26 protein-coding genes are annotated in these 26800 nt (G+C 65.3%); 10 read left to right on the top strand and 16 right to left on the bottom strand.

Annotated elements, in window-relative coordinates:
* Positions 1 to 31: 31 nt before the first annotated feature.
* The 3 genes from PYV55_RS14840 to scpA are packed head-to-tail and all read right to left on the bottom strand — an operon-like array spanning position 32 to position 2996.
* Positions 32 to 448, bottom strand: a complete 417-nt coding sequence (locus tag PYV55_RS14840) for a type II toxin-antitoxin system VapC family toxin (RefSeq protein WP_275852729.1) — start codon at positions 446 to 448, stop codon at positions 32 to 34.
* Positions 445 to 768, bottom strand: coding sequence for a toxin-antitoxin system HicB family antitoxin (locus tag PYV55_RS14835; RefSeq protein WP_275852728.1), 324 nt, complete (start codon positions 766 to 768; stop codon positions 445 to 447). The genes PYV55_RS14840 and PYV55_RS14835 overlap by 4 nt, the downstream gene beginning before the upstream one ends.
* Positions 769 to 824: 56 nt before the next feature.
* Positions 825 to 2996, bottom strand: coding sequence for a methylmalonyl-CoA mutase (gene scpA / locus PYV55_RS14830; protein ID WP_275852726.1), 2172 nt, complete (start codon positions 2994 to 2996; stop codon positions 825 to 827).
* A gap of 231 nt (positions 2997 to 3227) precedes the next feature.
* Between scpA and PYV55_RS14825 the strand changes: the two genes are divergently transcribed.
* The 3 genes from PYV55_RS14825 (at position 3228) to PYV55_RS14815 (ending at position 4546) form a co-directional block, all read left to right on the top strand.
* Positions 3228 to 3863, top strand: coding sequence for a GntR family transcriptional regulator (locus PYV55_RS14825; RefSeq protein ID WP_275852724.1), 636 nt, complete (start codon positions 3228 to 3230; stop codon positions 3861 to 3863).
* Positions 3864 to 3978: 115 nt separating this feature from the next.
* The gene (locus tag PYV55_RS14820) at positions 3979 to 4284 is read left to right on the top strand and encodes a DUF4258 domain-containing protein (protein ID WP_275852722.1); all 306 of its coding nucleotides are present in this window, start codon (positions 3979 to 3981) and stop codon (positions 4282 to 4284) included.
* Positions 4285 to 4288: 4 nt separating this feature from the next.
* A complete protein-coding gene (locus PYV55_RS14815) occupies positions 4289 to 4546 on the top strand; it encodes a YgiT-type zinc finger protein (protein WP_114483734.1) in 258 nt (85 codons plus the stop codon).
* A 98-nt stretch (positions 4547 to 4644) separates the two neighbouring features.
* Here the strand turns inward: PYV55_RS14815 and PYV55_RS14810 are convergent, their stop codons facing one another.
* The gene (locus tag PYV55_RS14810; RefSeq protein ID WP_275852720.1) at positions 4645 to 5349 is read right to left on the bottom strand and encodes a DUF3334 family protein; all 705 of its coding nucleotides are present in this window, start codon (positions 5347 to 5349) and stop codon (positions 4645 to 4647) included.
* Between the two features lie 98 nt (positions 5350 to 5447).
* Between PYV55_RS14810 and PYV55_RS14805 the strand changes: the two genes are divergently transcribed.
* Positions 5448 to 7241, top strand: a complete 1794-nt coding sequence (locus PYV55_RS14805; RefSeq protein ID WP_275852717.1) for an ABC transporter ATP-binding protein/permease — start codon at positions 5448 to 5450, stop codon at positions 7239 to 7241.
* A gap of 4 nt (positions 7242 to 7245) precedes the next feature.
* Here the strand turns inward: PYV55_RS14805 and lpdA are convergent, their stop codons facing one another.
* The 3 genes from lpdA to aceE are packed head-to-tail and all read right to left on the bottom strand — an operon-like array spanning position 7246 to position 13454.
* The gene (gene lpdA, locus PYV55_RS14800) at positions 7246 to 9213 is read right to left on the bottom strand and encodes a dihydrolipoyl dehydrogenase (RefSeq protein WP_275852715.1); all 1968 of its coding nucleotides are present in this window, start codon (positions 9211 to 9213) and stop codon (positions 7246 to 7248) included.
* Positions 9214 to 9243: 30 nt separating this feature from the next.
* The gene (locus PYV55_RS14795) at positions 9244 to 10701 is read right to left on the bottom strand and encodes a dihydrolipoyllysine-residue acetyltransferase (RefSeq protein WP_275852713.1); all 1458 of its coding nucleotides are present in this window, start codon (positions 10699 to 10701) and stop codon (positions 9244 to 9246) included.
* Positions 10702 to 10739: 38 nt separating this feature from the next.
* Entirely contained in the window at positions 10740 to 13454 is a 2715-nt protein-coding gene (gene aceE, locus PYV55_RS14790; protein WP_275852711.1) for a pyruvate dehydrogenase (acetyl-transferring), homodimeric type, read from the bottom strand.
* A 176-nt stretch (positions 13455 to 13630) separates the two neighbouring features.
* On the opposite strand from aceE, the gene PYV55_RS14785 reads away from it, so the two are divergent.
* The 5 genes from PYV55_RS14785 to PYV55_RS14765 all read left to right on the top strand — a co-directional run bounded on the left by PYV55_RS14785 (position 13631) and on the right by PYV55_RS14765 (position 20553).
* Positions 13631 to 16180 carry a PAS domain S-box protein gene (locus PYV55_RS14785; RefSeq protein WP_275852708.1) on the top strand — a complete coding sequence of 850 codons (2550 nt, stop codon included), beginning with the start codon at positions 13631 to 13633 and terminating at the stop codon, positions 16178 to 16180.
* The gene (locus PYV55_RS14780; RefSeq protein WP_275852705.1) at positions 16177 to 16803 is read left to right on the top strand and encodes a response regulator transcription factor; all 627 of its coding nucleotides are present in this window, start codon (positions 16177 to 16179) and stop codon (positions 16801 to 16803) included. Before PYV55_RS14785 ends, PYV55_RS14780 begins: the two co-directional genes overlap by 4 nt.
* Before the next feature lie 81 nt (positions 16804 to 16884).
* On the top strand, positions 16885 to 17757 hold the full coding sequence (gene folD / locus PYV55_RS14775) for a bifunctional methylenetetrahydrofolate dehydrogenase/methenyltetrahydrofolate cyclohydrolase FolD (protein ID WP_275852703.1): 873 nt from the start codon (positions 16885 to 16887) through the stop codon (positions 17755 to 17757).
* A gap of 43 nt (positions 17758 to 17800) precedes the next feature.
* Positions 17801 to 19861 (top strand): M3 family metallopeptidase, encoded by a 2061-nt coding sequence (locus PYV55_RS14770; protein ID WP_275852701.1) that lies wholly within the window; start codon positions 17801 to 17803, stop codon positions 19859 to 19861.
* Positions 19862 to 19878: 17 nt separating this feature from the next.
* Positions 19879 to 20553 carry a glutaredoxin family protein gene (locus PYV55_RS14765; RefSeq protein WP_275852698.1) on the top strand — a complete coding sequence of 225 codons (675 nt, stop codon included), beginning with the start codon at positions 19879 to 19881 and terminating at the stop codon, positions 20551 to 20553.
* 235 nt (positions 20554 to 20788) lie between these two features.
* Here the strand turns inward: PYV55_RS14765 and PYV55_RS14760 are convergent, their stop codons facing one another.
* The 4 genes from PYV55_RS14760 to rpiA all read right to left on the bottom strand — a co-directional run bounded on the left by PYV55_RS14760 (position 20789) and on the right by rpiA (position 22661).
* Positions 20789 to 21184: a type II toxin-antitoxin system VapC family toxin gene (locus PYV55_RS14760; RefSeq protein ID WP_275852695.1), complete on the bottom strand. Its 396-nt coding sequence runs from the start codon at positions 21182 to 21184 to the stop codon at positions 20789 to 20791.
* Entirely contained in the window at positions 21181 to 21432 is a 252-nt protein-coding gene (locus PYV55_RS14755; protein WP_275852693.1) for an AbrB/MazE/SpoVT family DNA-binding domain-containing protein, read from the bottom strand. Before PYV55_RS14755 ends, PYV55_RS14760 begins: the two co-directional genes overlap by 4 nt.
* A 257-nt stretch (positions 21433 to 21689) precedes the next feature.
* Complete coding sequence (locus PYV55_RS14750) at positions 21690 to 21827, bottom strand: hypothetical protein (protein WP_275852691.1); 138 nt, start codon at positions 21825 to 21827, stop codon at positions 21690 to 21692.
* Between the two features lie 126 nt (positions 21828 to 21953).
* On the bottom strand, positions 21954 to 22661 hold the full coding sequence (rpiA, locus tag PYV55_RS14745; RefSeq protein ID WP_275852688.1) for a ribose-5-phosphate isomerase RpiA: 708 nt from the start codon (positions 22659 to 22661) through the stop codon (positions 21954 to 21956).
* A gap of 69 nt (positions 22662 to 22730) precedes the next feature.
* On the opposite strand from rpiA, the gene PYV55_RS14740 reads away from it, so the two are divergent.
* Positions 22731 to 23795 (top strand): quinone-dependent dihydroorotate dehydrogenase, encoded by a 1065-nt coding sequence (locus PYV55_RS14740; protein ID WP_275852685.1) that lies wholly within the window; start codon positions 22731 to 22733, stop codon positions 23793 to 23795.
* 31 nt (positions 23796 to 23826) lie between these two features.
* Here PYV55_RS14740 and PYV55_RS14735 read toward each other — a convergent pair whose 3' ends face one another.
* From PYV55_RS14735 to rfbC, 5 genes are all read right to left on the bottom strand, one after another.
* Positions 23827 to 24183 (bottom strand): hypothetical protein, encoded by a 357-nt coding sequence (locus tag PYV55_RS14735; protein ID WP_275852683.1) that lies wholly within the window; start codon positions 24181 to 24183, stop codon positions 23827 to 23829.
* Positions 24183 to 24578, bottom strand: a complete 396-nt coding sequence (locus PYV55_RS14730; RefSeq protein WP_275852680.1) for a phage holin family protein — start codon at positions 24576 to 24578, stop codon at positions 24183 to 24185. Before PYV55_RS14730 ends, PYV55_RS14735 begins: the two co-directional genes overlap by 1 nt.
* Before the next feature lie 42 nt (positions 24579 to 24620).
* Complete coding sequence (locus tag PYV55_RS14725; protein WP_275852678.1) at positions 24621 to 24920, bottom strand: DUF883 domain-containing protein; 300 nt, start codon at positions 24918 to 24920, stop codon at positions 24621 to 24623.
* A 130-nt stretch (positions 24921 to 25050) separates the two neighbouring features.
* Positions 25051 to 26193 carry an NAD(P)/FAD-dependent oxidoreductase gene (locus tag PYV55_RS14720; RefSeq protein WP_275852677.1) on the bottom strand — a complete coding sequence of 381 codons (1143 nt, stop codon included), beginning with the start codon at positions 26191 to 26193 and terminating at the stop codon, positions 25051 to 25053.
* Positions 26194 to 26220: 27 nt separating this feature from the next.
* Entirely contained in the window at positions 26221 to 26772 is a 552-nt protein-coding gene (rfbC, locus tag PYV55_RS14715) for a dTDP-4-dehydrorhamnose 3,5-epimerase (protein WP_275852675.1), read from the bottom strand.
* Positions 26773 to 26800 lie beyond the last annotated feature (28 nt).

Genomic DNA, 26800 nt, shown 5'->3' with positions numbered 1-26800 from the left:
TGGGGTGTCGTGGTCTGCATTCCTTGCACGCTCACAAAATCTCGAACGCCTGCCCATCTGGCAGGCGATAGCGCGAAAAATCGCGCACGTCGGTGGTCAGGATTTGCGCCACGCCGGACTCGCAGGCCAGCCAATAGAGAGAGGCATCGGCCAGGTCCATTTCGGTGCGGGGCTGTTGTGTGTATTGCTCCATCCACACACACATTTCCAGCAGGTCTGGCGCGTCGAAGGGGAACACCTGCACCGCTCCATGGCCTATCCATTGCAACAAGGCCAACCGATGGCGCGGCGCCAGCAGGTGGCTGGCCTCTGTCACGCAGGGCCAGGTCGTGTGCAGCTGGACGGACACCGGCGTGTCCACGATGAGTTGCCGAAAGCGCGCATGAAAGCGGTCGCTCTGGTCGAACAGTGCCACCAGCGGCCCAGTGTCGAGCAGGCAGAGCTTCAAGCAGCATCTCCTCGAACCTTCTTGATTTCACGCTCGGCCAGGTAAGCGGCATAGTCGTCCTGTTCTTGGGCGTGCTGCGCACGCAGCCGTTGGCGCAGGGCGGCCTTTGTTGGCGACAGCGCATCGTCCGGCACTTCCTCGCCCACGCGGTAGCGCGCCGATTCCTCCATGACCTTGTGGTATAGCGCGGCCGGGTCTTTGTGGCCCAAGGCCCGCTCCACCGCCTCGATGATGAACTGCGACTTGGTGATGCCCTGCCGCTTGGCCGCCAGCTCCAACTCTTTTTCCAGCAAAGGGTCCATGCGCACGGAGACAGCCATACGATGCTCCAACTTTCATGACAAAATACGGTATTACTGTATCACGCCATCCGCTTTTAGCGCGTTTTTTGCGCCTTCTTGATCTGCTCCAGCACGTCCTTCGCGCTGGCCGGAATCGGCGTGCCGGGGCCGTAGATGCCCTTGACGCCGGCCTGGTACAGAAAGTCGTAGTCCTGCTGCGGGATCACGCCGCCCACGAACACGACGATGTCGTCCGCGCCCTGCTTTTTGAGCGCTTCGATGATCGCCGGCACCAGGGTTTTGTGCCCTGCGGCGAGGGTGCTCACGCCGACGGCGTGCACGTCGTTTTCGATGGCCTGGCGCGCGCATTCTTCGGGCGTCTGGAACAGCGGGCCTATATCGACGTCGTAGCCCAGGTCGGCGAAGGCCGTGGCCACCACCTTGGCGCCGCGGTCGTGGCCGTCCTGGCCGAGCTTGGCGATCATCACGCGCGGGCGGCGGCCGTGTTCGGTGGCGAATTCGTTGATCTCGGCCTTGAGCTTTTCCCAACCTTCGGCCGAATCGTAAGCAGCTGCGTACACCCCAGTCACCTTTTGCGTGTCGGCGCGGTGGCGCCCAAAGACTTTTTCGAGCGCATCGCTGACCTCGCCCACCGTGGCGCGCAGGCGGATGGCATCCACAGTGAGCGCGAGCAGGTTGCCCGTGCCGCTTTCTGCTGCATTTGTAAGAGCATCCAGTGCTTGCTGCACCTTGGCTTGGTTGCGATTTTGCTTGATTTTTTGCAGGCGGGCGACCTGGCCTTCGCGCACTTTGAGGTTGTCGATCTCGAGGATGTCCACCGGCTCTTCCTTGGCCAGCTTGTACTTGTTCACGCCCACGATGACGTCTTTGCCGGAGTCGATGCGCGCCTGCTTCTCGGCGGCGGCGGCTTCGATCTTGAGCTTGGCCCAGCCGCTGTCCACGGCCTGCGTCATGCCGCCCATGGCTTCGACTTCTTCGATGATCTTCCAGGCGGCGTCGGCCATGTCCTGCGTGAGCTTTTCCATCAGGTAGCTGCCGGCCCAGGGGTCGATCACGTTGGTGATGTGCGTCTCTTCCTGCAGGATGAGCTGGGTGTTGCGCGCGATGCGAGCGGAAAACTCGGTGGGCAGCGCGATGGCCTCGTCGAAGCTGTTGGTGTGCAGGCTTTGCGTGCCGCCGAACACCGCGGCCATGGCTTCGATGGTGGTGCGTACGATGTTGTTGTACGGGTCTTGCGCGGTGAGGCTCCAGCCGCTGGTCTGGCAATGCGTGCGCAGCATCAGGCTCTTGGGGTTCTTGGCGCCAAAGCCCTTCATGATGCGGCACCATAGCAGGCGCGCGGCGCGCATTTTGGCGATCTCGAGGTAAAAGTTCATGCCGATCGCCCAGAAGAACGACAGGCGCCCGGCAAAGTCGTCCACATCCATGCCCTTGGCCGTGGCGGTCTTGACGTACTCCTTGCCGTCGGCCAGCGTGAAGGCAAGCTCGAGCGCCTGCGTGGCGCCGGCCTCCTGCATGTGGTAGCCGCTGATGCTGATCGAGTTGAACTTCGGCATGTGCCGGGCCGTGTACTCGATGATGTCGCCGATGATGCGCATGCTCGGCTTGGGCGGATAGATGTAGGTGTTGCGCACCATGAACTCTTTGAGGATGTCGTTCTGTATGGTGCCGCTGAGCTGCCCCTGCTTCACGCCCTGCTCTTCGGCCGCGACGATGTAGCCTGCGAGCACGGGCAGCACGGCGCCGTTCATGGTCATGGAGACGCTGACCTTGTCGAGCGGAATCTGGTCGAACAGGATCTTCATGTCCTCGACCGAGTCGATCGCCACACCCGCCTTGCCCACGTCACCCGTGACGCGCGGGTGGTCGCTGTCGTAGCCGCGGTGCGTGGCCAAATCGAAGGCCACCGACACGCCCTGCCCGCCCGCGGCGAGCGCCTTGCGGTAAAAGGCGTTGGATTCCTCGGCTGTGGAAAAGCCCGCGTACTGGCGGATCGTCCAGGGGCGCACCGCGTACATGGTGGCCTGTGGGCCGCGCAGGAAGGGCTCGAAGCCCGGCAGCGTGTCGGCGTAGGGCAAGCCTTGCAGATCTTGCGCGGTGTAGAGCGGCTTCACGGTGAGCCCGTCGGGCGTGATCCAGTCGAGCGCGTGCACGTCCCCGCCAGGGGCGGATTTGGCCGCGGCTTTGGCCCAGTCTGCAAGGCTGGCTTGGGCAAATTCGGGGGATGCGTTGTGGGGCTCACTCATGGCGCGGCTTTCTGTATTCAGACAATGCGGGGGAATGGAGACGAATCTGGCGGTGCAAGAAGGCGAAAAGCGTGAGGCGGCTCACGCGCAGCTGGCGGCGAACGACACGGCAAACGTTGCGGCAAACGTCCGTTTGGCAGGGCTTGAGTTTATATCATTCATAATTATGAATTCAGAACCCAAACCCCACCCCATCAGCAACCGTTATTTTGCCTTGTGCCCGCCTAGCCCATGTCCTCCCCTACTCTCACACCGCGTGCGCTGTATGAAGAAGTGGCAGAGCAATTGCGCCAGCGCATTTTTCGGCGCGAGCTCGAGCCCGGCAGCTGGATAGACGAGCTCAGGATCGCCGAAGAATTCGGCATCAGCCGCACCCCGCTGCGCGAAGCGCTCAAGGTGCTGGCCACCGAGGGCCTGATCACGATGAAGCTGCGCCGCGGCGCCTACGTGACCGAGATGTCGGAAAAAGACCTGCGCGACGTTTATCACCTGCTCGCGCTGCTCGAAAGCGACGCCGCAGGCATCGTGGCCGCGCACGCCACGCCGCAGCAACTGCAGGAGCTCGAAGCGCTGCACGCCGAACTAGCAGCCGCCGTGGGCGAGCGCGAGCGCTTTTTTGCCATCAACGAGCGCTTTCACATGCGGCTGCTGGAGCTTGCCGACAACCGCTGGCGCAGCCAGGTCGTGGCCGATTTGCGCAAGGTCATGAAGCTCAACCGCCAGAATTCCCTGCTCAAGCAAGGGCGCATCGAAGACTCGCTGCGCGAGCACCGCGCCATCCTCACTGCACTACAGGCGCACGACGTGGCCGCGAGCGTGCAGGCCATGCAGGCGCATTTTGCGCAGGGGCTGGAGGCGGCGGCGTGAAGACCCGTTATTGTGATCTCTATAGGAGCACCGCTATGGCGCTGCCACAATCCAACCTCAGGGATGATCCCCTCAGCGCTTGCGTCTGGGGCGCGCCGCTGCTGGAGGCCATGCCATGATCGCGGAAGACTGGATCAAGCAGTGCGCGAGAACCGACCACTATCGCTATTCCCGCCACGCCGACCGCGAGCGCCAAAACGACGGCTTGTCGCTCGCAGAAGTGGAACAAGCGCTGGCGTCGGGCCGGATCATCGAACACTATCTCGATACAGGCCGCGGCGAGAGCTGCCTCTTGGCGGGTTTTACGGATGCAGGTAAACCGATACACGCGGTATGTGCCGCGATGGAGGACTGGCTGATCATCGTGACGGTCTATATCCCGACGCCGCCCAAATTCAAAAATCCTTACGAGCGAGGCTGAAGCCATGAGCCAACATTGCACTTTCTGCGGCCACAAACACCTTTCCACCAAGACAACGCGCTACATCCACCAGCAAGCCGACGAATTGCTCATCGTCGATGAAGTACCCTGCCTGGAATGCGACTACTGCGGCGAGCAGTATTTTGACGCCGCCGTTTTGAAAGCGATCGCAGCCGAACACACTGCGATCCTGCAGCATCGCAAGCAGCCGCAAGCCGTCAAGCCCGTAGCAGTGGAGTCTTTTACAGCGCTTGCTGGATGACCGTTGCACGCGAGCGCCGAGGGGGCCGATGGTTCGTGAACCCTCGCAACCGAAAACCGAGTACCGCTTCGGCCGCGTATTTACGCCCAACCACCCGCTCACATCCCCAGCGACTTGAGCAGTTCCTCGGTATCGCTCGCCCCAGCGGCTGCGCCAGCGCTCGGTGCCGCGGGTTCAGACGCAGCGCTGGCGAGGTGCGCCTGCGCGATCAGGGCGTCGGGGTCGGGCACTTCCTGGGGTTCGAAATCGTAGAGCTTGATGAATTCGGTGCGGTCAACCGCGAGTTCGAGGTAGAAGATGTGGTTCGCGCCGGTGTAGAAAGTGACGCGCCGCGCCTCGGGCTGGTCGAGGTTGGCGTCCACACTCAACACCACTTGTTTATTCAGCGCCAGCATCTTGGGCTGGTTTTGCGTGATGTGGGTCTGCAGCTCGCGCCGCACCTTGCCGATGAAGTCGCCCACGACCTGGTTCATGAGCTCGCCCATGACGTTGGCGACGTCGTCCGAGGTGTAGGAGCTTGCAAGATCGTCGCGCGACATGCCCATGTTGAGCATGTAGCTCTGGTAGAGCTCCATCGCCGCCTGGGCCGAGAAGTTGATGATCACCAGGCCCGAAAAGCCGCCGTCGAACAGCACGAAGCAGCCGATGTCGGGCTTGAGGCAGGTTTTGCTGATGCGCTGCACCATGGCCGAGTAATGGATGGTGGTCTGCGTGGCCAGGTTGAGCACCTTGGTGACCGAATTGCACAAGCTCAGCAGCAGGTCTTCGGTGCCGAAGACGACGGGGTTTTCAGTGGTGCTCATGAAAAGGTGTAGAAAAAAGTAACGAACCCCGCAAGTGTGCCTTTTTTTCTGCCACACCGAAACGAAGCCCCTGGCCACGGCTCGTGTCCAATACGGCCATGCGCAAGGACACCAGAGAACACAACGACGGCAATATCGACGGTAACAGCGACGACCGCACGGCACCGCCAGGCGCCGAAACGCCGGGCTTCAACCTGCGCCTGTGGCGGCGTTTTGCGGCGATTGCAAAGCCCTACTGGCGCTCGCAGGAGCGCTGGCGCGCCGGCGGGCTGCTCGCCTTGCTCGTGGGGCTGCTGCTCGTGCAGACCGCCTGCAACGTGCTGTTCAACCAGGAAACCGGCGAATTCACCTCGGCGCTGGCGGCGGGCGACAGTGCGCGCTTTTGGGCTTCGATCCAGCGCTACACCGCATTGCTCGTGGCGGCGGTGCCGCTGTATGCGCTGTACTACTTCGTGCGCGACACGCTGGGCCTGCGCTGGCGCCGCTGGCTGACCGAACAGTTTCTTGCGCGCTACTTTCACCGGCGCGCGTACTACCGGCTCAGCATGGCCGAGGACATAGACAACCCCGACCAGCGCATTGCCGACGACATCAACAGCTTCACCCAGCAGTCGCTTTATTTTTCGATGATCGTGCTGGGCTCGGTCATCGAGCTCATCGCGTTTGCGGGCGTGCTGTGGTCGATTTCGCACGCGCTGGTGTATTTTTTGCTCGCTTATGCCGTCGTGAGCACCTGGTTCACGGGCACGGTGTTCGGGCGGCAGCTCATCGCGCTGAATTTTCGCCAGTTGCAGCGCGAGGCCGATTTCCGCTTCAGCCTCGTGCGCGTACGCGAGCATGCCGAGCCCATCGCCTTCCAGCACGGCGAGGCGCGTGAAATGTCGCTGCTGCAGCGCGTGTTCCAGACGGTGTATGCCAACTTCCAGCGGGTGCTGCGCGCGCAGTTCAAGCTCAACCTGTTTCAGTACGCGCACAGTTTTTTGATGGCCTTGCTGCCCACGGTGATCATCGCGGGCGACGTGCTTTCAGGCGAACTGGAGGTCGGCCGCGCGATCCAGGCGACGGGTGCGTTCACTGCCATCCTGAGCGCGCTCACGGTGATCGTCGAACACTTCGAGGGACTGAGCCGCTTTTCCGCGGGTGTGGAGCGGCTGTACGCTTTTTCCGACGCGCTCGACGGCCAAACGCCGCAGGGCGAGCCTGCCGCCGAGCCCGTGCCGCAGATCCGCACCGTGCCCGGCTTCGAGCTGGCGCTGGAACGTCTGACGCTGCTCACGCCCCACCGCGAGCGCCTGCTGATCCGCGAGCTGAGCCTGAGCGTGCAACCCGGCGAAGGATTGCTCATCGTGGGCGCGAGCGGCGCCGGCAAAAGCTCGCTGCTGCGCGCGATGGCCGGGCTGTGGAATGCGGGCTCGGGCGAGGTCATCCGCCCCGCGGGGCTGGACATGATGTTTCTGCCGCAGCAGCCCTATCTGCCGCTCGGTGATCTGCGCTGCCAGCTCACTTACCCGCAGACCGGGCACGAAGTTTCGGACGAGGAACTGCTGCAGTGGCTCGAGCGCGTCAACCTGCCCACGCTGGCCGTGCGCTTCGGCAGCCTGCAGGCGCGCCAGGACTGGGCCAAGGTGCTGTCCGTGGGCGAGCAGCAGCGGCTTGCCTTTGCGCGCGCGCTGCTCGCCAAGCCGCGCTATCTGCTGCTCGACGAGGCCACCAGCGCACTGGACACGGGCAACGAAGCGCAGCTCTACGGCCAGCTGCGCGGTCTGTCGATCACGCCGATCAGCGTGAGCCACCACCCTGCCCTGCTCAGGCACCACGCCTGGGTGCTGGAGCTCTCGGGCGACGGCGGCTGGACGCTGCACGAAGCCGCGCGTTACCGCTGGAGCTTGTGACTTGTCAGCGCCGCGCCGGCGGCAGGTCGGTGCAATGGCCCACAGCGGCTTCGGCGGCCAGGCCTATGCTTTCGCCCAGCGTGGGGTGCGGGTGCACGGTCTGGCCTATGTCGAGTGCGTCGGCGCCCATTTCGATCGCGAGCGCCACTTCCCCGATCAGGTCGCCCGCATGCGGGCCGACGATGCCGCCGCCGAGGATGCGGCCGTGGCCGGGGGTGCCCGCATCGGCGCTGGCGTCGAACAGCAGCTTGGTGAAGCCTTCGTCGCGGCCGTTGGCGATGGCGCGGCCCGAGGCGCTCCAGGGGAACAGCCCCTTGCGCACGGCGATGCCCTGCGCCTTGGCCTGCGCTTCGGTCAGGCCGACCCAGGCGATTTCGGGGTCGGTGTAGGCCACGCTGGGGATCACGCGCGCCTCGAACGCGGCGCGCGCGAGCTCGGCCTTGCCCTGCAGTTCGCCCGCGATCACTTCGGCCGCCACATGGCCTTCATGCACGGCCTTGTGCGCGAGCATGGGCTGGCCGACGATGTCGCCGATCGCAAAGATGTGCGGCACGTTGCTGCGCATTTGTACGTCCACGGGGATGAAGCCGCGCGCATCGACGTGCACGCCGGCCGCTTCGGCGCCGATCTTGCGCCCGTTGGGGCTGCGACCCACGGCTTGCAGCACGAGGTCGTAGGTTTGCGGCTCGGGGGCTGCCGCATCGGCCGCAGCACCTTCCTGCACCGGGGCGAACTGCACCTGCACGCCCTCGGGCGTGGCGCGTGCGCCGGTGACGCGGGTGTTGAGCAGGATGCGGTCGAAGCGCCCGGCGTTGATTTTTTGCCAGACCTTGACGAGGTCGCGGTCGGCGCCGGGCATGAGCTCGCCGGTCATCTCGACCACGTCTATGCGCGCACCCAGCGTCGAATACACGGTGGCCATCTCCAGCCCGATGATGCCGCCGCCGACGATGAGCATGCGCTGCGGGATGGACGGCAGCGCGAGCGCGCCCGTGCTGTCGATGATGCGCGCATCGTCGGGCAGAAACGGCAGGCGCACGGCCTGGCTGCCCGCGGCGATGATCGCGCGCTGGAAGGCGATGGTGCTGCGCTTGCCGGTTTTTTCTTGCGCGGGGCCGCCGGTTTCTTCGACCACGACGCGGTGCGCGCTCGCAAAGCTGCCATAGCCGCGCACGACTTGCACCTTGCGCATCTTGGCCATCGCGGCCAGGCCGCCTGTGAGCCGGCCCACGACCTTGGCTTTGTGCGCACGCAGTTGCTCGAGGTCGATCTGCGGTGCGCCGAAAGACACGCCGGCGCCTGCCAGGTGGCGCGCCTCGTCGATCACCGCGGCCACGTGCAGCAAGGCTTTCGAGGGAATGCAGCCCACGTTGAGGCACACGCCGCCGAGCTCGGCGTAGCGCTCGACGAGCAGCACGCGCAGCCCCAGGTCGGCCGCGCGAAAGGCCGCGCTGTAGCCGCCCGGCCCGCCGCCGAGCACGAGCAGATCGCATTCGAGATCGGCTGGAGGTTCGGCCGTGGCACTTGCAGTCGCTACGTTTGCAGGAGCTGCTTGCGCTTGAAGTGCCTCGGTTTCAGAAACATTTTTTCTTGAAGTGCTTGAATCGACAGCGCCAGCAGCTTTCGATTCAGGAGCGGCAGGGTTTGCCGCAGCAGGCGCAGCAGGCGCAGAAGGAGCAGCAGGTGCAGCAGGTGCAGCAGGTGCAGCAGGTGCAGCAGGTGCAGCAGCGGCGTCCGCCGTTTCGAGCGTGAGCAGCACGCTGCCTTGGTGCACCTTGTCGCCGAGCTTGACGTGCAGTTCCTTGACCACGCCGGCATGGCTCGAGGGGATTTCCATCGACGCCTTGTCGGATTCCACCGTGACCAGGCTTTGCTCTGCGCGGAGGGTGTCGCCGGGCTTGACCAGCACTTCGATCACGGTGACTTCAGGGAAGTCGCCAATGTCGGGCACTTTGATGTCCATGAGGGCCATGTTCGCTTCTCCAGGATGACGGGCTGCGGTTTACAAGTTCACGCGGCGGAAGTCCGCGAGCAGGCCGGTGAAATAGACGAGAAAGCGCGCCGCCGCGGCGCCGTCGATCACGCGGTGGTCCCACGACAGCGACAGCGGCAGCATCAGGCGCGGCACGAATTGCTGGCCGTCCCACTGCGGCTCGGTGTGGCTCTTGCACACGCCCAGGATGGCCACCTCGGGCGCGTTGATGATGGGCGTGAAGTAGCGCCCGCCGATGCCGCCGAGCGACGAGATCGAAAAGCAGCCGCCCGTCATGTCGGCCGGCGTGAGCTTGCCCTCGCGCGCCTTCAGGCTCAGCGCCGCGGTTTCCTGCGCGATCTCGAGGATGCCTTTTTGGTCGGCGTCGCGCACCACGGGCACCACGAGGCCATTGGGCGTGTCGGCGGCAAAGCCGATGTGGAAGTATTTTTTGAGCACGAGCTGCTCGCCGTCGAGCGAGGCGTTGAACTGCGGGAACTTGCGCAGCGCCGCGACGGCAGCCTTGACCATGAACGCGAGCAGCGTGACCTTCACGCCGGCCTTGGCGTGCTCCTCGTTGAGCTGCTGGCGGAAGGCTTCGAGCGCGGTGACGTCGGCGTCGTCGTGGTTGGTGACATGCGGGATCATCACCCAGTTGCGGTGCAGGTTGGCGCCGCTGATTTTCTGGATGCGCGACAGGTCCTTGCGCTCGACGGGCCCGAACCGGGCGAAATCGACCTGCGGCCAGGGCAGCAGGTTCAGGCCCGCGCCGCTCGGTGCGCCCGCACCAGCACCGGCACCGGCAGCGGCCGTACCGAGCTGGGCCGCGGCGGCACGTGTTTGCAGCGTGCCGCGCATCACGGCCTGCGTGAAGGCTTGCACGTCGGCGCTCGTGATGCGCCCTTTGGGCCCCGTGCCCTGCACTTCTTCGAGCGGCACGCCCAGCTCGCGCGCGAACCTGCGCACCGCGGGCGAGGCGTGCGGCAGCTGCGCGAGCTGCGCGCTGCGGTCGGGCTGGTGCGGCGTTGCCTGGCCGGGGGCGGCGGGTGCTGCGGCACCGGCTGCCGCAGACGTGGGCGCAGTGCCTGCTGCGGGCGACGCCACGGACGCAGCCACAGCGGGAGCAGCCTGCGCGCTCGTGGGGTTCGCAAATGCTTCTGATTTGATAGCTTCTTGTGGTTGTTGCACCTTGGCTTGCGGCTGATTTTGCTCAGAGTTTGGCGCTGCATTGGATGCGTCTGCTGGCGCATCTGCCACATCGAGCGTGAGCAGCACCGAGCCTTCGTGTACCTTGTCGCCGAGCGCCACGCGCAGCGCTTGCACCACACCGGCGTGGCTCGAGGGGATTTCCATCGAGGCTTTGTCGGATTCCACGGTGACCAGCGATTGCTCCTTTTGCACCGTGTCGCCCGGTTTCACGAGGATTTCGATCACCGTGACGGCGTCGAAGTTGCCGATGTCGGGCACCTTGATTTCTTGGATGGACATGTTGTTCTCCAGCGATTCCTGCACTGCAAGGCGCCGCTTCAGGCGTTGAGCGGGTTGGTTTTTTCGGTACGAATGCCGTATTGGGCGATGGCCTGCGCGAGGCGCTCGCGCGGCAGCTGGCCTTGCTCGGCCAGGCCCGTGAGGGCAGCGAGTGCGATGTAGTGGCGGTCGATCTCGAAGTGCTCGCGCAGGCGAAAACGGAAGTCGCTGCGGCCAAAGCCGTCCGTGCCCAGTACGTGGTAGCTGCGCCCTGCGGGGATGAAGGGGCGGATCTGCTCGGCGTAGGCCTTGACGTGGTCGGTCGAGGCCACGACGGGGCCGGCGTGGCCCGCGAGCTGGCGCGTCACGAAAGGCACGCGCGGCGCTTCGGTGGGGTGCAGCAGGTTCCAGCGCTCGGCGTCGCGGCCTTCGCGTGTGAGTTCGTTGAAGCTCGGGCAGCTCCAGACGTCGGCGGCCACGCCCCAGTCCTGCGCCAGCAGCTGCTGCGCCGCGAGGCTCTCGCGCAGGATGGAGCCCGAGCCCAGCAACTGCACGCGCGGCGCCTGCGCATCGGCTGTTGCGGCGGGTTTGCACAGGTACATGCCCTGGATGATCTGCTCCTCGGTGCCGGGCGTGAGGCCGGGCATGGCGTAGTTTTCGTTGAGCAGGGTGAGGTAATAAAACACGTTTTCCTGGCGCTCGACCATGCGCTTCAGGCCGTGCTGCATGATCACCGCAACCTCGTGCGCAAAGCTCGGGTCGTAGCTCACGCAGTTGGGGATGGTGCCCGCGAGGATGTGGCTGTGGCCGTCTTCGTGCTGCAGGCCCTCGCCGTTGAGCGTGGTGCGCCCCGAGGTGCCGCCAAGCAGAAAGCCGCGCGCCTGCATGTCGCCCGCGGCCCAGGCCAGGTCGCCGATGCGCTGGAAGCCGAACATCGAATAGAACACGTAAAACGGGATCATGATCCGGTTGTTCGTGCTGTAGCTGGTGGCCGCGGCGATCCAGCTGCTCATGCCGCCGGCCTCGTTGATGCCTTCTTGCAGGATCTGGCCCTTGGTGTCCTCGCGGTAGTACATCACCTGGTCTTTGTCCACCGGCGTGTATTGCTGGCCCGCAGGGTTGTAGATGCCGATCTGGCGGAACAGCCCTTCCATGCCGAAGGTGCGCGCCTCATCGACGAGGATGGGCACCACGCGCGGGCCCAGCGCCTGGTCGCGCAGGAGCTGCGTGAGAAAGCGCACGTAAGCCTGCGTGGTGGAAATCTCGCGCCCCTCGGCCGTGGGCTCGAGGATGGCTTTGAAGGTTTCGAGCGCAGGCACGGTGAATTGCTCGTCGGCGCGTGTGCGGCGCTGGGGCAGGTAGCCGCCCAGCGCCTCGCGGCGCGCGTGCAGGTACTTCATCTCGGGCGTGCCCTCGGCCGGCTTGTAGAACGGCAGTTCCGGGAGCTGGCTGTCGGGGATGGGGATGTCGAAGCGGTCGCGGAAGGCACGCACGTCCTCGTCGCTGAGCTTCTTGGTCTGGTGTACGGTGTTCTTGCCCTCGCCGATCTTGCCCATGCCGTAGCCCTTGATGGTCTTGGCGAGCACCACTGTGGGCTGACCCTCGTGGTGGTAGGCGGCGTGGAATGCGGCATAGACCTTTTGCGGGTCGTGCCCGCCGCGGCGCAGCTTCCAGATTTCGTCGTCGCTCATGTGCTCGACCAGCGCCAGCGTGCGCGGATCGCGCCCGAAAAAGTGCTTGCGCACGTAGGCGCCGTCATTGGCCTTGAAAGCCTGGTAGTCGCCGTCGTTGCACTCCAGCATGATCTTGCGCAGCGCGCCGTCCTTGTCGCGCGCAAGCAGGTCGTCCCATTCGCGGCCCCACAGCAGCTTGATCACGTTCCAGCCCGAGCCGCGGAATTCGCCCTCGAGCTCCTGGATGATCTTGCCATTGCCGCGCACCGGCCCGTCGAGGCGCTGCAGGTTGCAGTTGATCACGAAGATGAGGTTGTCGAGCTTCTCGCGCGCCGCGAGGCTGATCGCGCCCAGCGACTCGACCTCGTCCATCTCGCCGTCGCCGCAGAACACCCAGACCTTGCGCCTGGAGGTGTCGGCAATGCCGCGCGCGTGCAGATACTTGAGAAAACGCGCCTGGTAAATCCCCATGAGGGGTCCAAGCCCCATGGACACGGTGGGAAACTGCCAGAACTCCGGCATGAGCTTGGGGTGCGGGTAGCTCGAAAGGCCCTTGCCTCCGACTTCCTGGCGGAAATTCAGCAACTGCTCCTCGCTGATACGGCCCTCGAGGTAAGCGCGGGCGTAGATACCGGGCGAGCTGTGCCCCTGGATATAGATGCAGTCGCCGCCGTGCTGCTCGTTCGCCGCGTGCCAAAAGTGGTTGAAGCCGGCGCCGAACAAGGTGGCGAGCGAAGCAAAGGAGCCTATGTGTCCGCCCAGGTCGCCGCCGTCGTCGGGGTGCAGGCGGTTGGCCTTGACCACCATGGCCATGGCGTTCCAGCGCATGTAGGCGCGCAGCCGCTCTTCGACTTCCACGTTGCCGGGGCAGCGTGCCTCTTGCGCGGGCTCGATGGTATTGACGTAGCCCGTGTTGGCCGAAAACGGCAGGTCTATGCTGTTTTCGCGCGCGTGTTCGAGCAGTTGCTCGAGCAGTGCATGCGCACGCACGGGGCCTTCTTTCTCTATGACGGCGCTGAGCGCATCCATCCACTCGCGCGTTTCCTGCGGGTCAGGGTCGGCGGCAGCGGATGCGGGCTGAAAATCGGTGGGTTCAGTCATGCGATGTCTCCTTCGAGGGCACAAAAAGATGCGGGAACGACACTGCGGCCCATTCTAATGAGCATGTGTGCATGTTGTTTCGAATAATGGGTGTATATGCCGTAATGTGAAAATTTGCTGCTGATGTCCGCAAAAATATGCCGGGCAACAGCGCCGCTTCTACACTTGCGGCTGTGATGACCTCTTCAAACCCTTTGCCCACCGCGCCACCCCGCCGCCCCGCCCTGGTGCGCTGGTGGCGCGCCTGGTGGCGCAACCTCACGCCGCTGCGCCAGGAGCGCCTTGCGCTGCTGGCTCCGCTGGTGGCGGTGTTTGTGTTTCTGGCGGCCATCGTCGCAGCCTTTGCCTACTTGCAGATCGAGGAGTCTGAGCGTGAGCAGGAAACCTTGCAGCGCGATGTCGAATACGCCCAACAGCGCGTGCGCCTGCGCCTGCTCGAGCGCCAGGAGCAATTGATGCGCCTGGCGCGCGAGCTTGTCCAGCAGGAGCTTGCGCCGGCCGACTTCGAAAACCGGGCCGAGGCGCTCGTCAATCAATACCCGGAACTGCAGGCCGTCACTTGGATAGATGCGCAGGGCCGTATCCGGGCGAGCCACGCTGCGCCCACTTTACCCAGCAGCCAACAGCGTTCGCCGGGCGAGCGGATCGCGCTTGATGCTCCCTCTTGGACCCAGGCACGGCGACAGGTGGTGTACGCCCAACCCCTGGCCATGCCGGGCGAAGCGCCGCCGCTGTTGCAACTGTTGGTGCCCATCGTGCGCGGGCGGCAGTTCGGCGGCGTGGTGCTCGGTGAGTTTTCCAACGACAGCCTGCTGCGCTATGGCATGCCGCCGCGCGTGCTGGCGCGTTACGCCGTCACCCTGCTCGACGGCGACCGGCAGTTGCTGGCGGGCTCACCGATGGCAAACAACACCAGCCATGCCAACTTCCTGCCCTGGAAACAGCAACGCGCGAGCGAGTACGCCATTCAGGTTTCGCCCGTGGGACGTGGATTGGTACTGCGTGCACAAACCTATCGCACCTCGCTGGGCATGGTGGGCAGCGGCCTGTTCTGGCTCGTGGGGGTGCTCAGCGGCATGACCACCTGGCTGCTCGTCGCCACTTGGCGGCACACGCGCCGGCGCCTGCAGATGCAAGAAGCGCTGGTGGCCGAGGCGAACTTCCGCCGCGCGATGGAAAATTCCATCGCCACGGGCATGCGTGCGCTCGACCTCGAAGGACGCATCACTTACGTGAACGCCGCGTTCTGCCAGATGACGGGCTGGAGCGCCGAGGAGCTCGTGGGCCTGAAGGCGCCGTTTCCGTACTGGCCCGAAGAAGAAAAAGACCTGCTGCGCGAAAAACTGCGCGAGGAGTTCAGCGGCCAGAACAGCTCGGGCGGCTACAAAATGCGCGTAAAACGCAAGAACGGCACCCTGTTCGACGCGCGGCTCTACGTTTCGCCGCTCATCGATGCGCACGGCCAGCAAACCGGCTGGATGACCTCGATGACCGACATCACCGAACCTACCCGCATCCGCGAGCAGCTCGCTGCCGCGCACGAGCGCTTCACCATCGTGCTCGAGGCGCTCGACGCCGCCGTCTCGGTGGCGCCGCTGGGCAGCGAGGAACTGCTGTTTGCCAATAAACTGTACCGCCAGTGGTTCGGTGCGCAGGCCGACGGCCATTTGCAGCTCGTGGCGCAGGCCGGCAAACTGCCCGTGTCTTACCAGCCAACGGGCGGCATGGACGAGGAAGACGGCCTCATGGGCTTGCCCACCGATACCCTCACCAATGCCCTGCCAGACCATGCCGAGATATTTCTGCCCGAACTCGGCAAGTGGCTCGAGGTGCGCTCGCGCTACCTGAGCTGGGTCGATGGGCGCCTCGCGCAAATGGTGATCGCCACCGACATCACGCAGCGCCGCCAGGCCGAAGAGCAGGCCTCGCGCCAGGCTGCGCGCGCACAGTCCGTGAGCCGCCTCGTGACCATGGGCGAGATGGCCTCCAGCCTGGCGCACGAACTCAACCAGCCGCTCACCGCCATCAGCAACTACTGCAACGGCACGCTCACGCGCATCGACAACGGCCAGCTCAGCGAAGACATGCTGCGCACCGCCTTGCAAAAAACCGCACACCAGGCGCAGCGCGCGGGGCAGATCATCCACCACATCCGCGCCTTCGTGAAAAAGAGCGAACCGCAATTCGTGCAGGCAGACGTCTCGACGATGGTGCAGGAGGCGATCGAGCTCGCCGGCATCGAGCTGCGCCGCCACAACGTGCGCCTCACGCACCATGTGGCCGCGCGCCTGCCGCCCGTGCTGGCCGACGCCATCCTGATCGAGCAGGTGCTCATCAACCTGATGAAAAATGGCGCCGAGGCGATCCAGCAGGCGCAACGCCCGCCCGCCGCGCGCACCGTGGAGCTGCGCGTGCTGCCGCGCAGCATCGAGGCCGGCGAAGTGATCGAGTTCACCGTGCAAGACAGCGGCAAGGGCCTGCCGCCCGAGATGCGCGAGCGCCTGTTCGAAGCCTTTTATTCGACCAAGCAGGAAGGCATGGGCATAGGCCTGAACCTGTGCCGCAGCATCGTCGAGGCGCACCAGGGCCGGCTGCAGGCGGACAACATTTACAATGGCACCGAGATCGTCGGCTGCAGGTTTTCTTTCTGGCTACCCGTTGCCAAGCCTGCAGGGATTGCATCCAATTCTGTAGCAAATGTACCCAGCACGAGGACTCTGGCATGAGTTTGATCCCGAAAAAGGGCACCATCTACGTGGTCGATGACGACGAGGCCGTGCGCGACTCGCTGCAATGGCTGCTCGAGGGCAACGATTACCTGGTGCGCGGCTTCGATTCGGCCGAGGTCTTTCTCTCGCGCTACGACCCGCGCGAAGTTGCCTGCCTGCTCGTGGACATCCGCATGGACGGCATGAGCGGGCTCGAGCTGCAAGACCGGCTGCTGGAGCGCAAGTCGCCGCTGCCCATCGCCTTCATCACCGGCCACGGCGACGTGCCCATGGCCGTGAGCACCATGAAAAAGGGCGCGCTCGACTTCATCCAGAAGCCCTTCGACGAAAAGTCGCTGATCGGTCTGGTCGAGCGCATGCTCGAAAACGCCGCGCACGCCTTCGCCGAGCACCAGCTGGCCGCGAACCGCGAAGCCATGCTCGCCAGGCTCACGGGCCGCGAGGCGCAGCTGCTCGAACGCATCGTCGCGGGGCGCCTGAACAAGCAGATCGCCGACGACCTGGGCATCAGCATCAAAACCGTGGAAGCGCACCGCGCCAGCATCATGGAAAAGCTCAACGCGAACACGGTGGCCGACCTGCTCAAGATCGCGCTCGGCCAGAATGCGCCCAAGCTCTGATGCCAGCATTACTCATTCATCGATAGCTGCCAGCGCTTGATACACGGGCGCTAGCAGCATATTTCATCCTTATTTTTCTCTATGACGGCCCAACTCATCGACGGCAATGCCCTCTCGCGCCAGCTGCGCGCCCAGGTCGCGCAGCGCGCCGCGGCGCTCAAGGCGCGCGACGTCACCCCCGGCCTCGCCGTGATCCTCGTGGGCGACAACCCGGCCTCGCAGGTCTATGTGCGCAACAAGGTCAAGGCCTGCGAAGACAGCGGCCTGCATTCGGTGCTCGAAAAGTACGACGCGAGCCTGAGCGAAGCCGAGCTGCTTGCGCGCGTGCAGGCGCTCAACGCCGACCCGCGCATCCACGGCATCCTCGTGCAGCTGCCGCTGCCCGCGCACATCGACGCGCAAAAAGTCATCGAGGCGATCTCGCCCGCGAAGGACGTCGATGGCTTTCACATCGCGAGCGCCGGCGCGCTCATGACCGGCATGCCCGGCTTCAAGCCCTGCACGCCCTACGGCTGCATGAAAATGCTCGAAAGCATTGGCTATCCCTTGCGCGGCAAGCACGCCGTGGTCATCGGCCGCAGCAACATCGTCGGCAAGCCCATGGCGCTGATGCTGCTGGCGCAAAATGCCACCGTCACGATCTGCCACAGCGCCACGCAAAACCTCAAGGCGCACACCTTGCAGGCCGACGTGATCGTCGCCGCCGTGGGCAAGCGCAAGGTGCTCACGGCCGACATGGTCAAGCCCGGCGCGGTGGTGATCGACGTGGGCATGAACCGCGACGAAGCGGGCAAGCTCTGCGGTGACGTCGATTTCGCCGGCGTGTGCGAAGTCGCCGGCTGGATCACCCCCGTGCCCGGTGGCGTCGGCCCCATGACCATCACCATGCTGCTGGTCAACACCCTCGAAGCGGCCGAACGCGCTAGCGTGACGGAACCAGCCACCGCGCACTGAATCCCCCTTGAAGCGACCGCCCACGGCAACCACCTGCGCATCCATGAGCAATCCCCTCCTCGACTTCACCGACCTGCCGCCCTTCGACCGCATCCAGCCCGAAGACGTGGCCCCCGCCATGGATGCACTGCTCGAACGCGCGAACCAGGCGCTCGAAACCGTCACTGCGCCCGACTTTCCCGCGCGCTGGGACGCCATCGCGCGCGTGCTCGACGTGGCCACGGAGCGGCTCGGCGTGGTCTGGGGCGCGATCAACCACCTGAACAGCGTGGCCGACACGCCCGCGCTGCGCGCCGCCTACAACGCCGCGCTGCCGCGCGTGACCGAGTTCTGGACGCGCCTGGGCGCCGACGAGCGCCTGTACGCTAAATACAAGGCCATAGACCCCGACACCCTCGACGCCGAGCAACGGCGCGCGCTGCACAACGCGCTACGCGGCTTCGTGCTCAGCGGCGCCGAACTGCAGGGCGCGGCCAAGGAGCGTTTTGCACAAATCCAGGAGCGCCAGGCCGAGCGGAGCCAGAAATTCAGCGAAAACGCGCTCGACGCGACCGACGCCTTTGCCTACTACGCAAGCGCTGACGAGCTCACCGGTGTGCCCGACGATGTATTGCAGGCCGCGCGCAGCGCCGCCGAAACCGAGGGCCGCACGGGCTACAAGCTCACGCTCAAGATGCCCAGCTACCTGCCCGTGATGCAGTTCGCGCACGACCGCGCGCTGCGCGAGCGCCTGTACCGCGCCTACGTCACGCGCGCGTCCGACCAGGCAGAGGGCGAGGCCAAGCGCTTCGACAACACCGCGCTGATGCACGAAATCCTCGCGCTGCGCCGCGAAGAGGCGCAGCTGCTCGGCTACCCGCACTTCGGCGCCGTGTCGCTCGTGCCCAAGATGGCGCAGTCGCCCGATCAGGTCATCGCCTTTTTGCGCGACCTGGCCGCACGTGCGCGTCCCTACGCCGAAAAAGACCTCGCCGACCTGCGCGACTTCGCCGCGCGCACGCTGGGCCTGCCCGATCCGCAGGCCTGGGACTGGCCCTACATCGCCGAAAAGCTCAAGGAAGCGCGCTACGCCTTCAGCGAGCAGGAGGTCAAGCACTACTTTCCCGCGCCCAAGGTGCTCGCGGGGCTGTTCAAGATCGTCGAGAACCTGTTCGAAGTGCGCATCGTGCGCGACCGCGCGCCCGTGTGGCACCCGGCCGTGGAGTTTTACCGCATCGAGCGCGACGGCGCGCTCGTCGGCCAGTTCTACCTCGACCTGCCCGCGCGCCCCGGCAAGCGCGGCGGTGCCTGGATGGACGACGTGCGCACGCGCTGGCGCCGCCCCGACACCGGCGTGCTGCAAACGCCCGTGGCGCACCTGGTGTGCAACTTCGCCGCGGGCGTGGCGGGCAAACCCGCGCTGCTCACGCACGACGACGTCATCACCCTGTTCCACGAATTCGGTCACGGCCTGCACCACCTGCTCACGCAGGTCAGCGAGCGCGACGTCTCGGGCATCGCGGGCGTCGAGTGGGACGCCGTCGAGCTGCCGAGCCAGTTCATGGAAAACTTCTGCTGGGAGTGGCGCGTGCTGCAGGACATGACGGCGCACGTCGATACCGGCGCGTCGCTGCCGCGCGACTTGTACGACAAGATGCTCGCCGCGAAAAACTTCCAGAGCGGCCTGCAGACGCTGCGCCAGATCGAATTCTCGCTGTTCGACATGCTGCTGCACACCGTGCACGACCCCGCGCAGGACTTCATGCCGCTGCTCGAGCAGGTGCGCAGCGAGGTCTCGGTGATGCCGCCGCCGCCGTTCAGCCGCACGCCGCACACCTTCAGCCACATCTTCGCGGGCGGCTACGCTGCGGGCTACTACAGCTACAAATGGGCCGAGGTGCTGAGCGCCGACGCCTACGCCGCGTTCGAAGAAACCGTGGGCAGCGACGGCCTGCCGAGCCGCGAGGTCGGGCGCCGCTACCGCCAGGCCATCCTCGAAGCCGGCGGCAGCCGCCCGGCGATGGAATCGTTCAAGGCCTTCCGCGGCCGCGAACCGCAGCTCGACGCGCTGCTGCGCCATCAGGGCATGGCACAGCCGCCTGCCGCAATCCCAGAAACCCCTTGACCTGACGGAGCTTCACCATGCCTGTCCCGCCGAGAATATTCGCCATCAGGCGCGTCGCCCTGCTGCTCGCTCCCGCGCTGTGCATGCTCGCCTGCGCGAGCGCTCCGGCCCAGACCGTGTACCGCATCGTCGGCCCCGACGGCAGGGTGACTTTTTCCGATCGGCCCCCCACCGAGGCCCAGGCCAAGCCCGCCAAGACGACAGGTGCCGGCTCGGACGAGGGCAACGCCGCCCTGCCCTACGCGCTGCGCGAGGTAGCGGCGCGCTACCCGGTCGCGCTCTATAGCAGCAGCAACTGCGCCCCGTGCGACAGCGCACGCCAGCTGCTGCAGGCGCGCGGCATCCCGTTCACCGAATACACCGTGAGCAGCGCCGAGGACATCGAAGCGCTGCAAAAACTCAGCGGCCAAAACAGCCTGCCCTTTGCCACCATAGGCCGCCAACACCTGCTCGGCTACGCCGAAGCCGAGTGGACGCAATACCTCGACGCCGCGGGCTACCCCAAGACTTCGCAGCTGCCGCCCAACTACCGCCGCCCACCCCCGACGCCGCTCGTGGCCCGCACGGCGGCCGAACCTGCCGCGTCCGCCGCTTCTGCGGCCTCTGCCGCATCCACCCCCAGTGCACGCCCAGCGGCGGCGCCGTCGCGCCCGGCGAAAAACCCCGACAACCCCGCTGGCATCCGGTTTTGATTGCTACTTTATAAGTAGCAAAATTCACCCATAAAAAACCCTTCTCAGCGCTGATAGATCGAGCACAAGGCGCTCCTTTTTTGGGTGTAATTTGTGCGAGCCGCTGGGGCAATGCCAGCCGCCCTATGCTGCCGTCAAAAAATACCGGCAGGCACCATACACCAGCGCTGCCAGCAAGGTCGGCAACGCGATGCCACCGGCAAACTTGGACAATCTGGGTTCATGCTCATGTCCGTCACAAGAGGCGCGTTGATTGCCCTTGAGCCGCGAGAAGCGCCACCGCCTTCTTGTCGAAGGAAACGAAGGTTTCCCCGCCAAGCCAATTGCCTTCGTAGGCAATGACGCCATCGGCGAAATCGCCGCCCGCGTCGAGCACCAGCAGGCCAGCCTCAACGGCGGGCCGGTTCACTTCCACAGTCGCGGCGGCAAGCAGTGCCCGGATCGCGCCGGCCGCGTCGGATTGCTGGAAACCATAGACCCTGAGCAGTACCCAAACAAATTCGCACAGGCAAGGCAGCGCAACCGCAATCAACTCGGCATCGGTCAATATCCTGGCGGCAACATCGGCTTGCACGGGATCGTCACGCACAACAGCACGCACAAGGACATTGGTATCGACCGCGACCCTCATTTCTTGCCAGACCAGCCTTGTGCAGCCGCCTCGTTGATTTCTTCGATGCTGGCAACCTTCTGCGTTCTGCCCGCAAGCAGACCGACAAAGTTGGCTATCGTCCCAGCGGGCCGCGCCGCCTTGAGGACCCCACGACCATCTGGCAGCAAGTCCAGTTCGATCTTGTCGCCTGGCCTGATGCCGAGGTGTTGCAGTACGTCCTTCCGAAACGTCACTTGTCCCCGTGCGGTAACGGTCAATGTGGTCATGGTGATGTGTCCTCGCAAGCTCGTAGGTGAGGTGATACTCGAATGGTAGTCAATATAGTAATGCAGAAACACCTTACTTTCAATGTCCGTCAAACGATCACTAGTGTAGTGTTTGATGCTTGATGCGACAAATAAAGCCGATGGATTTTTGGTCTGGGCAAGGCGCAAACCGCAGCGATACCGGGTGGTATCGCGAGGATTTGCAACGCGGCCCGGGCCGAAAAGACGCGGTTTTATGTCGCAGATAGCGTCGAACACTACACTAGGAGCCTGTCGGACTTTGGAATCGTCGGCTGCGAATGTGCCGCAGCGGCCCATTTTTCACCGTCTTCTTGCCCCATAGTCCCGCTATGGGGCGGCGAATCCGGCAAAAACTGGCCTCCGCTGGGGCGCATTCTCGCTTTCGACGCCCAAAGTCCGACAGGCTCCTAGCGACAAGCCTTGCGTAAACGGGCGCACGCGAGAAACTGGCGCGTCCGCGTTCTCCACCGAACCCGCAAACGAGCTTTCACCCTCCACCATCAGTCATATCTCAAAGTCTGCACGCCTTGCGCCGTACCGAGCAGGCACAGCGTCGCCTTCTGGCGTGCAAACACGCCTACGGTGACCACACCAGGCCATTGGTTCACTTCGGACTCGAACGCCAGCGGCGCTTCGATGTGCAAACCATGCACGTCGAGCAGGTGCTGGCCGTTGTCGGTCACGAGCGGCTCGTCGCCCTGCAGACGCAGACGTGCCTCCCCGCCCAATGCGGCGAAGCGGCGCGCGATCTGGCGCGCAGCCATAGGGATCACCTCCACCGGCAATGGATAGCGCCCTAACACCTCGACCTGCTTGGACGCATCGGCAATGCAGATAAAACGGCTGGCCATAGCGGCCACGATTTTTTCGCGCGTGAGCGCCGCGCCGCCGCCTTTGATCATGTAGCCGCGCGCGTCGATCTCGTCGGCGCCGTCGATATACACCGCGAGCGCATCGACCTCGTTCGCGTCGAACACCGCGATGCCCAGGGCGCGCAGCCGCGCCGTGCTGGCCTCGGAGCTGGACACCGCGCCGCGGATACGCTCTTTGACGCCGGCGAGCGCGTCAATGAACTTGTTCACCGTGGAGCCCGTGCCCACGCCGACGATGCTGCCCGGATCTACATACTGCAAGGCCGCCCGCCCCACGAGGGCCTTGAGCTCGTCCTGGGTCGGGGCGAAAGGGGATGTGGAAGTCGAGGAAGTCATGGCTTGCTTATTGGAGAGGATTCGTAGGAGAAAATCGCGCAAACCTTGCATTATCCTTTTCTACGCTTCATGTCCTTGCTCCCCTACGCCCTCGCCCGCGCCGTGCTGTTTCGCATGGACGCCGAAACCGCCCACGAACACACGCTCGCGCTGCTCGAAAGCGGCCAGCACACGCCACTGCAGTGGGCCTGGTGCAGCGAAACCGTGCAGGACCCGATAGAGCTCGCGGGCCTGCGCTTTCCGAACCGCGTGGGCCTGGCCGCAGGGCTGGACAAAAACGCGCGCTGCATAGACGCGCTGGGCCGCATGGGCTTTGGCTTCGTCGAAGTCGGCACCGTCACGCCCAAGCCGCAGCCCGGCAACCCCAAGCCGCGCATGTTCCGCCTGCCCGAGGCGCAGGCGCTGATCAACCGGCTCGGCTTCAACAACGAGGGGCTCGCTGCCTTCGTGCGCAACGTGCAGCGCTCGCGCCTGCGCCGCGCGCCCGGCACGCTGCTGCTCGGGCTCAACATCGGCAAGAACGCCAGCACCCCCATCGAGGACGCCACGCGCGACTATCTCATCGGCCTCGAAGGCGTGTACCCATACGCCGACTACGTCACCGTGAACATCAGCTCGCCGAACACACAAAACCTGCGCTCGCTGCAAAGCGACGCCGCGCTCGACGCGCTGCTGTCCGCGCTCGCCGAGCGGCGCGAGGTGCTCGCGCAGCAGCAACGCGACGCTAGCGGCAAAGCCCGGCGCGTGCCCATCTTCCTCAAGATCGCGCCCGACCTCGACGAGGCGCAAGTCGCCGTGATCGCCGCCGCGCTGCAGCGCCACGGCATGGACGGCGTCATCGCCACCAACACCACGATCCGCCGCGACGCGGTGCAAGGGCTGCCCCACGCCGACGAAGCCGGGGGCCTCAGCGGCGCGCCGCTGCTCGAGCAAAGCAACCAGGTGATCCGCCAGCTGCGTGCGGCGCTGGGCAGCCGCTTTCCCATCATCGGCGTGGGCGGCATCCTGAGCGCGCAAGACGCGCAAAACAAAATCCGCGCGGGCGCCGACGCGGTGCAGATCTACACCGGCCTGATCTACCGCGGCCCTGCGCTGGTGACGCAGGCCGCGCGGGCGATCCAAGGGATGCGGTAAGAAATCAGGGCTTGGGGGCAATGCCCTGCCCTCACCTACTACGCAGCCGCAAAACCCACGGCAACGCGACCGTCGCCCAGCGCAGCACGCGGCGCGGGCCCGCGGCGGCGATGAGGGCCGCCGCCACTGCGCCCGCGACGGCCGGGTGTGCGCGCGCGAACAAGGCCAGGCGCTCGGCAAACGGAGCGTCGGGCGGATACAAGCCCCCCGGTGCAGCGCCATCGGCCGCAGCCGCGGCGCTTGCAGCCTCGTGTGTGCGTACTTGCGCCTGCCGCCGTGCGGTGTGGCGTGCGCGCAGGCGTTCGCGTTGCACGGCGATGCGCTCGAGCACGCGCTGCTGCGCTGGCGTGGCATCCAGAGTTGCTGGGGCGGACTTGTCGGCGCACATCACAAACGCTCCTTGAGTTCACGCCAGTCTTGCGCCAATTCGCGCTGTGTGAGGGCGAAGGCGTTGCTGCAGCGCTGCACCAGCGACCATCCCCAGGCCGCAGCGCCCACCCACAGCAGCAGCCATGCGAGCGCCACGAGCCACGCGACGAGCGCGCGCTGTGGGCTGTCCCAGAACTGCAGCAGCACGGCCGCCGACAGGCTCAGGAACGCCACCACCGTGAGCACGAGCAGCACCGCGCCCAACAGCAGCAGCGTGAATCCGTGGCGCTTGAGCTGCTGCCATTCAAGGTGTGCGAGCTCGAAGCGGTCTTCGGCGGCGACGGCCCCTTCGCGCAGCGAGGTATGCCAGCGTGCCAACCATTCATCGAGCCCGAGCAGCGAAAGCCAGTTCATGCGGCGGCCCAGGAAAGCGGGAGCATCGAAATGCCGCGCCGATCAGCGGCGACCCAGCACGAAACCCACGAGCGCGCCAACGGCCAGTGCGGCACCGGCCAGACGCCAGGGCTCATCGTGCGCATAACGGTCGGCGGCCTGCGCGGCGTCCTTGGCCTGGCGTGCAGCCTCGTGGGCGGCGCGCACGGTGGCCTCGCGCACCGAGTGCATACCGTCGTCGATACGCTGGCGCAGCACTTTGATCTCGGGCACGGCGTCGAGGTCTTTGCTTGCGATCAAGCCGCGCAGGTCGGCGACCAGTTTTTCGAGTTCTGCCTGGGTGGAGTTGATGGAGATCGTCATACAAGCCTTTCAGTGGAGTGAAAACAAAATAGCAACCGGGCCGCACAGACCAAGCCTCGCACGGTCACAAGCATCTTAGCCGTTGGGCGCAAAGCCCTTCCATGATACAAGTCAAGACCGGCGCGGTGAGTTAGCTCACGAGACTTTGCAACACTCGCTCGGCGATGGCCACTGCGCTGGTCAAACCCGGCGATTCGATGCCGAACAGGTTGACCAATCCCGGCACGCCATGCTGCGCGGGACTGGAAATGCAGAAGTCGTCCGCGATGGCACCACTTATTTGTATCTTGGGGCGAATGCCCGCATATCCAGGGGCCAGCGCGCCGTCGGGCAGATCGGGCCAGTATTGACGCACCGCGCCATAGAACGCCGCGGCGCGCGTGGCATCCACCGAGAAGTCGTCGGGCGCATCGAAGCCATCGTCCGCATCGAGCCACTGCACGTCCGGCCCGAACTTGGCCTGCCCGGCCAGGTCTAGCGTCAGGTGCACGCCCAGGCCGCCCACTTGCGGCACGGGGTAAATCAGGTGGCGAAACGGCGCCCTGCCCATGAGCGTGAAGTAGTTGCCCTTGGCAAAGCACGGCGTGGGCACGTGGCGCGCGTCCAGCCCGGCAAAGCGCCGCGCCAGCGCGCAAGCCTGCAGCCCGGCGGCGTTGACTACCGTGCGCGCCTGCAACCATTCGCCCTCGTTGACTTCCAAAAGAATAGCTGCTTGCGCACGTCCATCAAGCACTTTGGCCGATTGGACCTTGGAATGCAAAACGACCATGCCGCCCGCGAGTTCGAGGTCGGCCTGCAAGGCCAGCATGAGCGCGTGGCTGTCGATGATGCCGGTGCTGGGCGAATGCAGCGCCGCGACGCAGGCGAGCGCCGGCTCGAGCGCACGCGCCGCGGCGGCGTCCAACCACTGCACATCGTGCACGCCGTTCGTGGCCGCGCGCTGCGCCAGGGCCTCTAGCCGCTCCAGTTCGTGCGGCGCCGTCGCCACGATGAGCTTGCCGCAGCGCCGATGCGGCACGCCACGCGCCGCGCAATAGGCGTAGAGCAATTCTCGCCCGCGCACACACAACCGCGCTTTGAGTGAATCTGGCGCGTAATACAAGCCCGCGTGGATCACCTCGCTGTTGCGCGCGCTCGTGCCCGTGCCGATCGCGCCCTGCGCCTCGAGTACCAGCACCTCGCGCCCCTGCAGGGCCAGGGCCCGCGCCACCGCGAGCCCGACCACGCCCGCGCCGATGACGACGCAGTCGGCGCTATCGACGGAATGGGCCACGGTTCCGTGCTCCTGCCGTCACGTGGTTCAGGCAAACACCTCCGCCTCGGCGAGCAGCTTGCCCGCCGCGTCCTTGGCGGCAAGAAGGGGCGGCGCGGCAATGGGCCAGCGTATGCCTATGGCCGGGTCGTCCCAGCGGATGCAACGCTCGTGCGCGGGGGCGTAGTAGTCGGTGGTTTTGTAGAGAAACTCGGCCGTGTCGCTGAGCACGACGAAGCCATGCGCAAACCCGGCGGGAATCCACAGCTGGCGCTTGTTCTCGGCGCTCAGGTGCACGCCGACCCAGCGGCCGAAGTGCGCCGAGCTTTTGCGCACATCGACGGCCACGTCGTACACCTCGCCCTGCACCACGCGCACGAGCTTGCCTTGTGGCTGCTGGACTTGGTAGTGCAGGCCGCGCAGCACGTTCCTGGCGCTGCGGCTGTGGTTGTCCTGCACAAATGCGGTCTGCAGCCCCGTGGCCTGGGCGAAGTCGCGCTGGTTGTAGCTTTCAAAAAAGAAGCCGCGCTCGTCGCCGAACACTTTGGGCTCGAGGATCAGCACTTCGGGCAAGGCGGTGGGGGTGACTTGGTAGGGCATGGGGCGTTTTTATCTGGCGTTTCGTCCG

Source organism: Extensimonas soli, assembly GCF_029211265.1.
GTDB classification, from domain to species: Bacteria; Pseudomonadota; Gammaproteobacteria; order Burkholderiales; family Burkholderiaceae_C; genus Extensimonas; species Extensimonas soli.
The sequence above is the reverse complement of the archived record's forward strand: the minus strand, read 5'-3'. Positions and strand labels throughout refer to the sequence as shown.

Coding starts and splice junctions, on each gene's coding strand:
- PYV55_RS14760 (WP_275852695.1), bottom strand. CDS start 21,184: ATGAGGGTCGCGGTCGATACCAATGTCCTTGTGCGTGCTGTTGTGCGT.
- PYV55_RS14725 (WP_275852678.1), bottom strand. CDS start 24,920: ATGACGATCTCCATCAACTCCACCCAGGCAGAACTCGAAAAACTGGTC.
- PYV55_RS14730 (WP_275852680.1), bottom strand. CDS start 24,578: ATGAACTGGCTTTCGCTGCTCGGGCTCGATGAATGGTTGGCACGCTGG.
- PYV55_RS14785 (WP_275852708.1), top strand. CDS start 13,631: ATGACCTCTTCAAACCCTTTGCCCACCGCGCCACCCCGCCGCCCCGCC.
- aceE (WP_275852711.1), bottom strand. CDS start 13,454: ATGACTGAACCCACCGATTTTCAGCCCGCATCCGCTGCCGCCGACCCT.
- PYV55_RS14735 (WP_275852683.1), bottom strand. CDS start 24,183: ATGTGCGCCGACAAGTCCGCCCCAGCAACTCTGGATGCCACGCCAGCG.
- rfbC (WP_275852675.1), bottom strand. CDS start 26,772: ATGCCCTACCAAGTCACCCCCACCGCCTTGCCCGAAGTGCTGATCCTC.
- PYV55_RS14820 (WP_275852722.1), top strand. CDS start 3,979: ATGATCGCGGAAGACTGGATCAAGCAGTGCGCGAGAACCGACCACTAT.
- PYV55_RS14810 (WP_275852720.1), bottom strand. CDS start 5,349: ATGAGCACCACTGAAAACCCCGTCGTCTTCGGCACCGAAGACCTGCTG.
- lpdA (WP_275852715.1), bottom strand. CDS start 9,213: ATGGCCCTCATGGACATCAAAGTGCCCGACATTGGCGACTTCCCTGAA.
- rpiA (WP_275852688.1), bottom strand. CDS start 22,661: ATGACTTCCTCGACTTCCACATCCCCTTTCGCCCCGACCCAGGACGAG.
- PYV55_RS14815 (WP_114483734.1), top strand. CDS start 4,289: ATGAGCCAACATTGCACTTTCTGCGGCCACAAACACCTTTCCACCAAG.
- PYV55_RS14780 (WP_275852705.1), top strand. CDS start 16,177: ATGAGTTTGATCCCGAAAAAGGGCACCATCTACGTGGTCGATGACGAC.
- PYV55_RS14805 (WP_275852717.1), top strand. CDS start 5,448: ATGCGCAAGGACACCAGAGAACACAACGACGGCAATATCGACGGTAAC.
- scpA (WP_275852726.1), bottom strand. CDS start 2,996: ATGAGTGAGCCCCACAACGCATCCCCCGAATTTGCCCAAGCCAGCCTT.
- PYV55_RS14755 (WP_275852693.1), bottom strand. CDS start 21,432: ATGACCACATTGACCGTTACCGCACGGGGACAAGTGACGTTTCGGAAG.
- PYV55_RS14765 (WP_275852698.1), top strand. CDS start 19,879: ATGCCTGTCCCGCCGAGAATATTCGCCATCAGGCGCGTCGCCCTGCTG.
- PYV55_RS14740 (WP_275852685.1), top strand. CDS start 22,731: ATGTCCTTGCTCCCCTACGCCCTCGCCCGCGCCGTGCTGTTTCGCATG.
- PYV55_RS14795 (WP_275852713.1), bottom strand. CDS start 10,701: ATGTCCATCCAAGAAATCAAGGTGCCCGACATCGGCAACTTCGACGCC.
- folD (WP_275852703.1), top strand. CDS start 16,885: ATGACGGCCCAACTCATCGACGGCAATGCCCTCTCGCGCCAGCTGCGC.
- PYV55_RS14770 (WP_275852701.1), top strand. CDS start 17,801: ATGAGCAATCCCCTCCTCGACTTCACCGACCTGCCGCCCTTCGACCGC.
- PYV55_RS14825 (WP_275852724.1), top strand. CDS start 3,228: ATGTCCTCCCCTACTCTCACACCGCGTGCGCTGTATGAAGAAGTGGCA.
- PYV55_RS14835 (WP_275852728.1), bottom strand. CDS start 768: ATGGCTGTCTCCGTGCGCATGGACCCTTTGCTGGAAAAAGAGTTGGAG.
- PYV55_RS14750 (WP_275852691.1), bottom strand. CDS start 21,827: ATGCGCCCCAGCGGAGGCCAGTTTTTGCCGGATTCGCCGCCCCATAGC.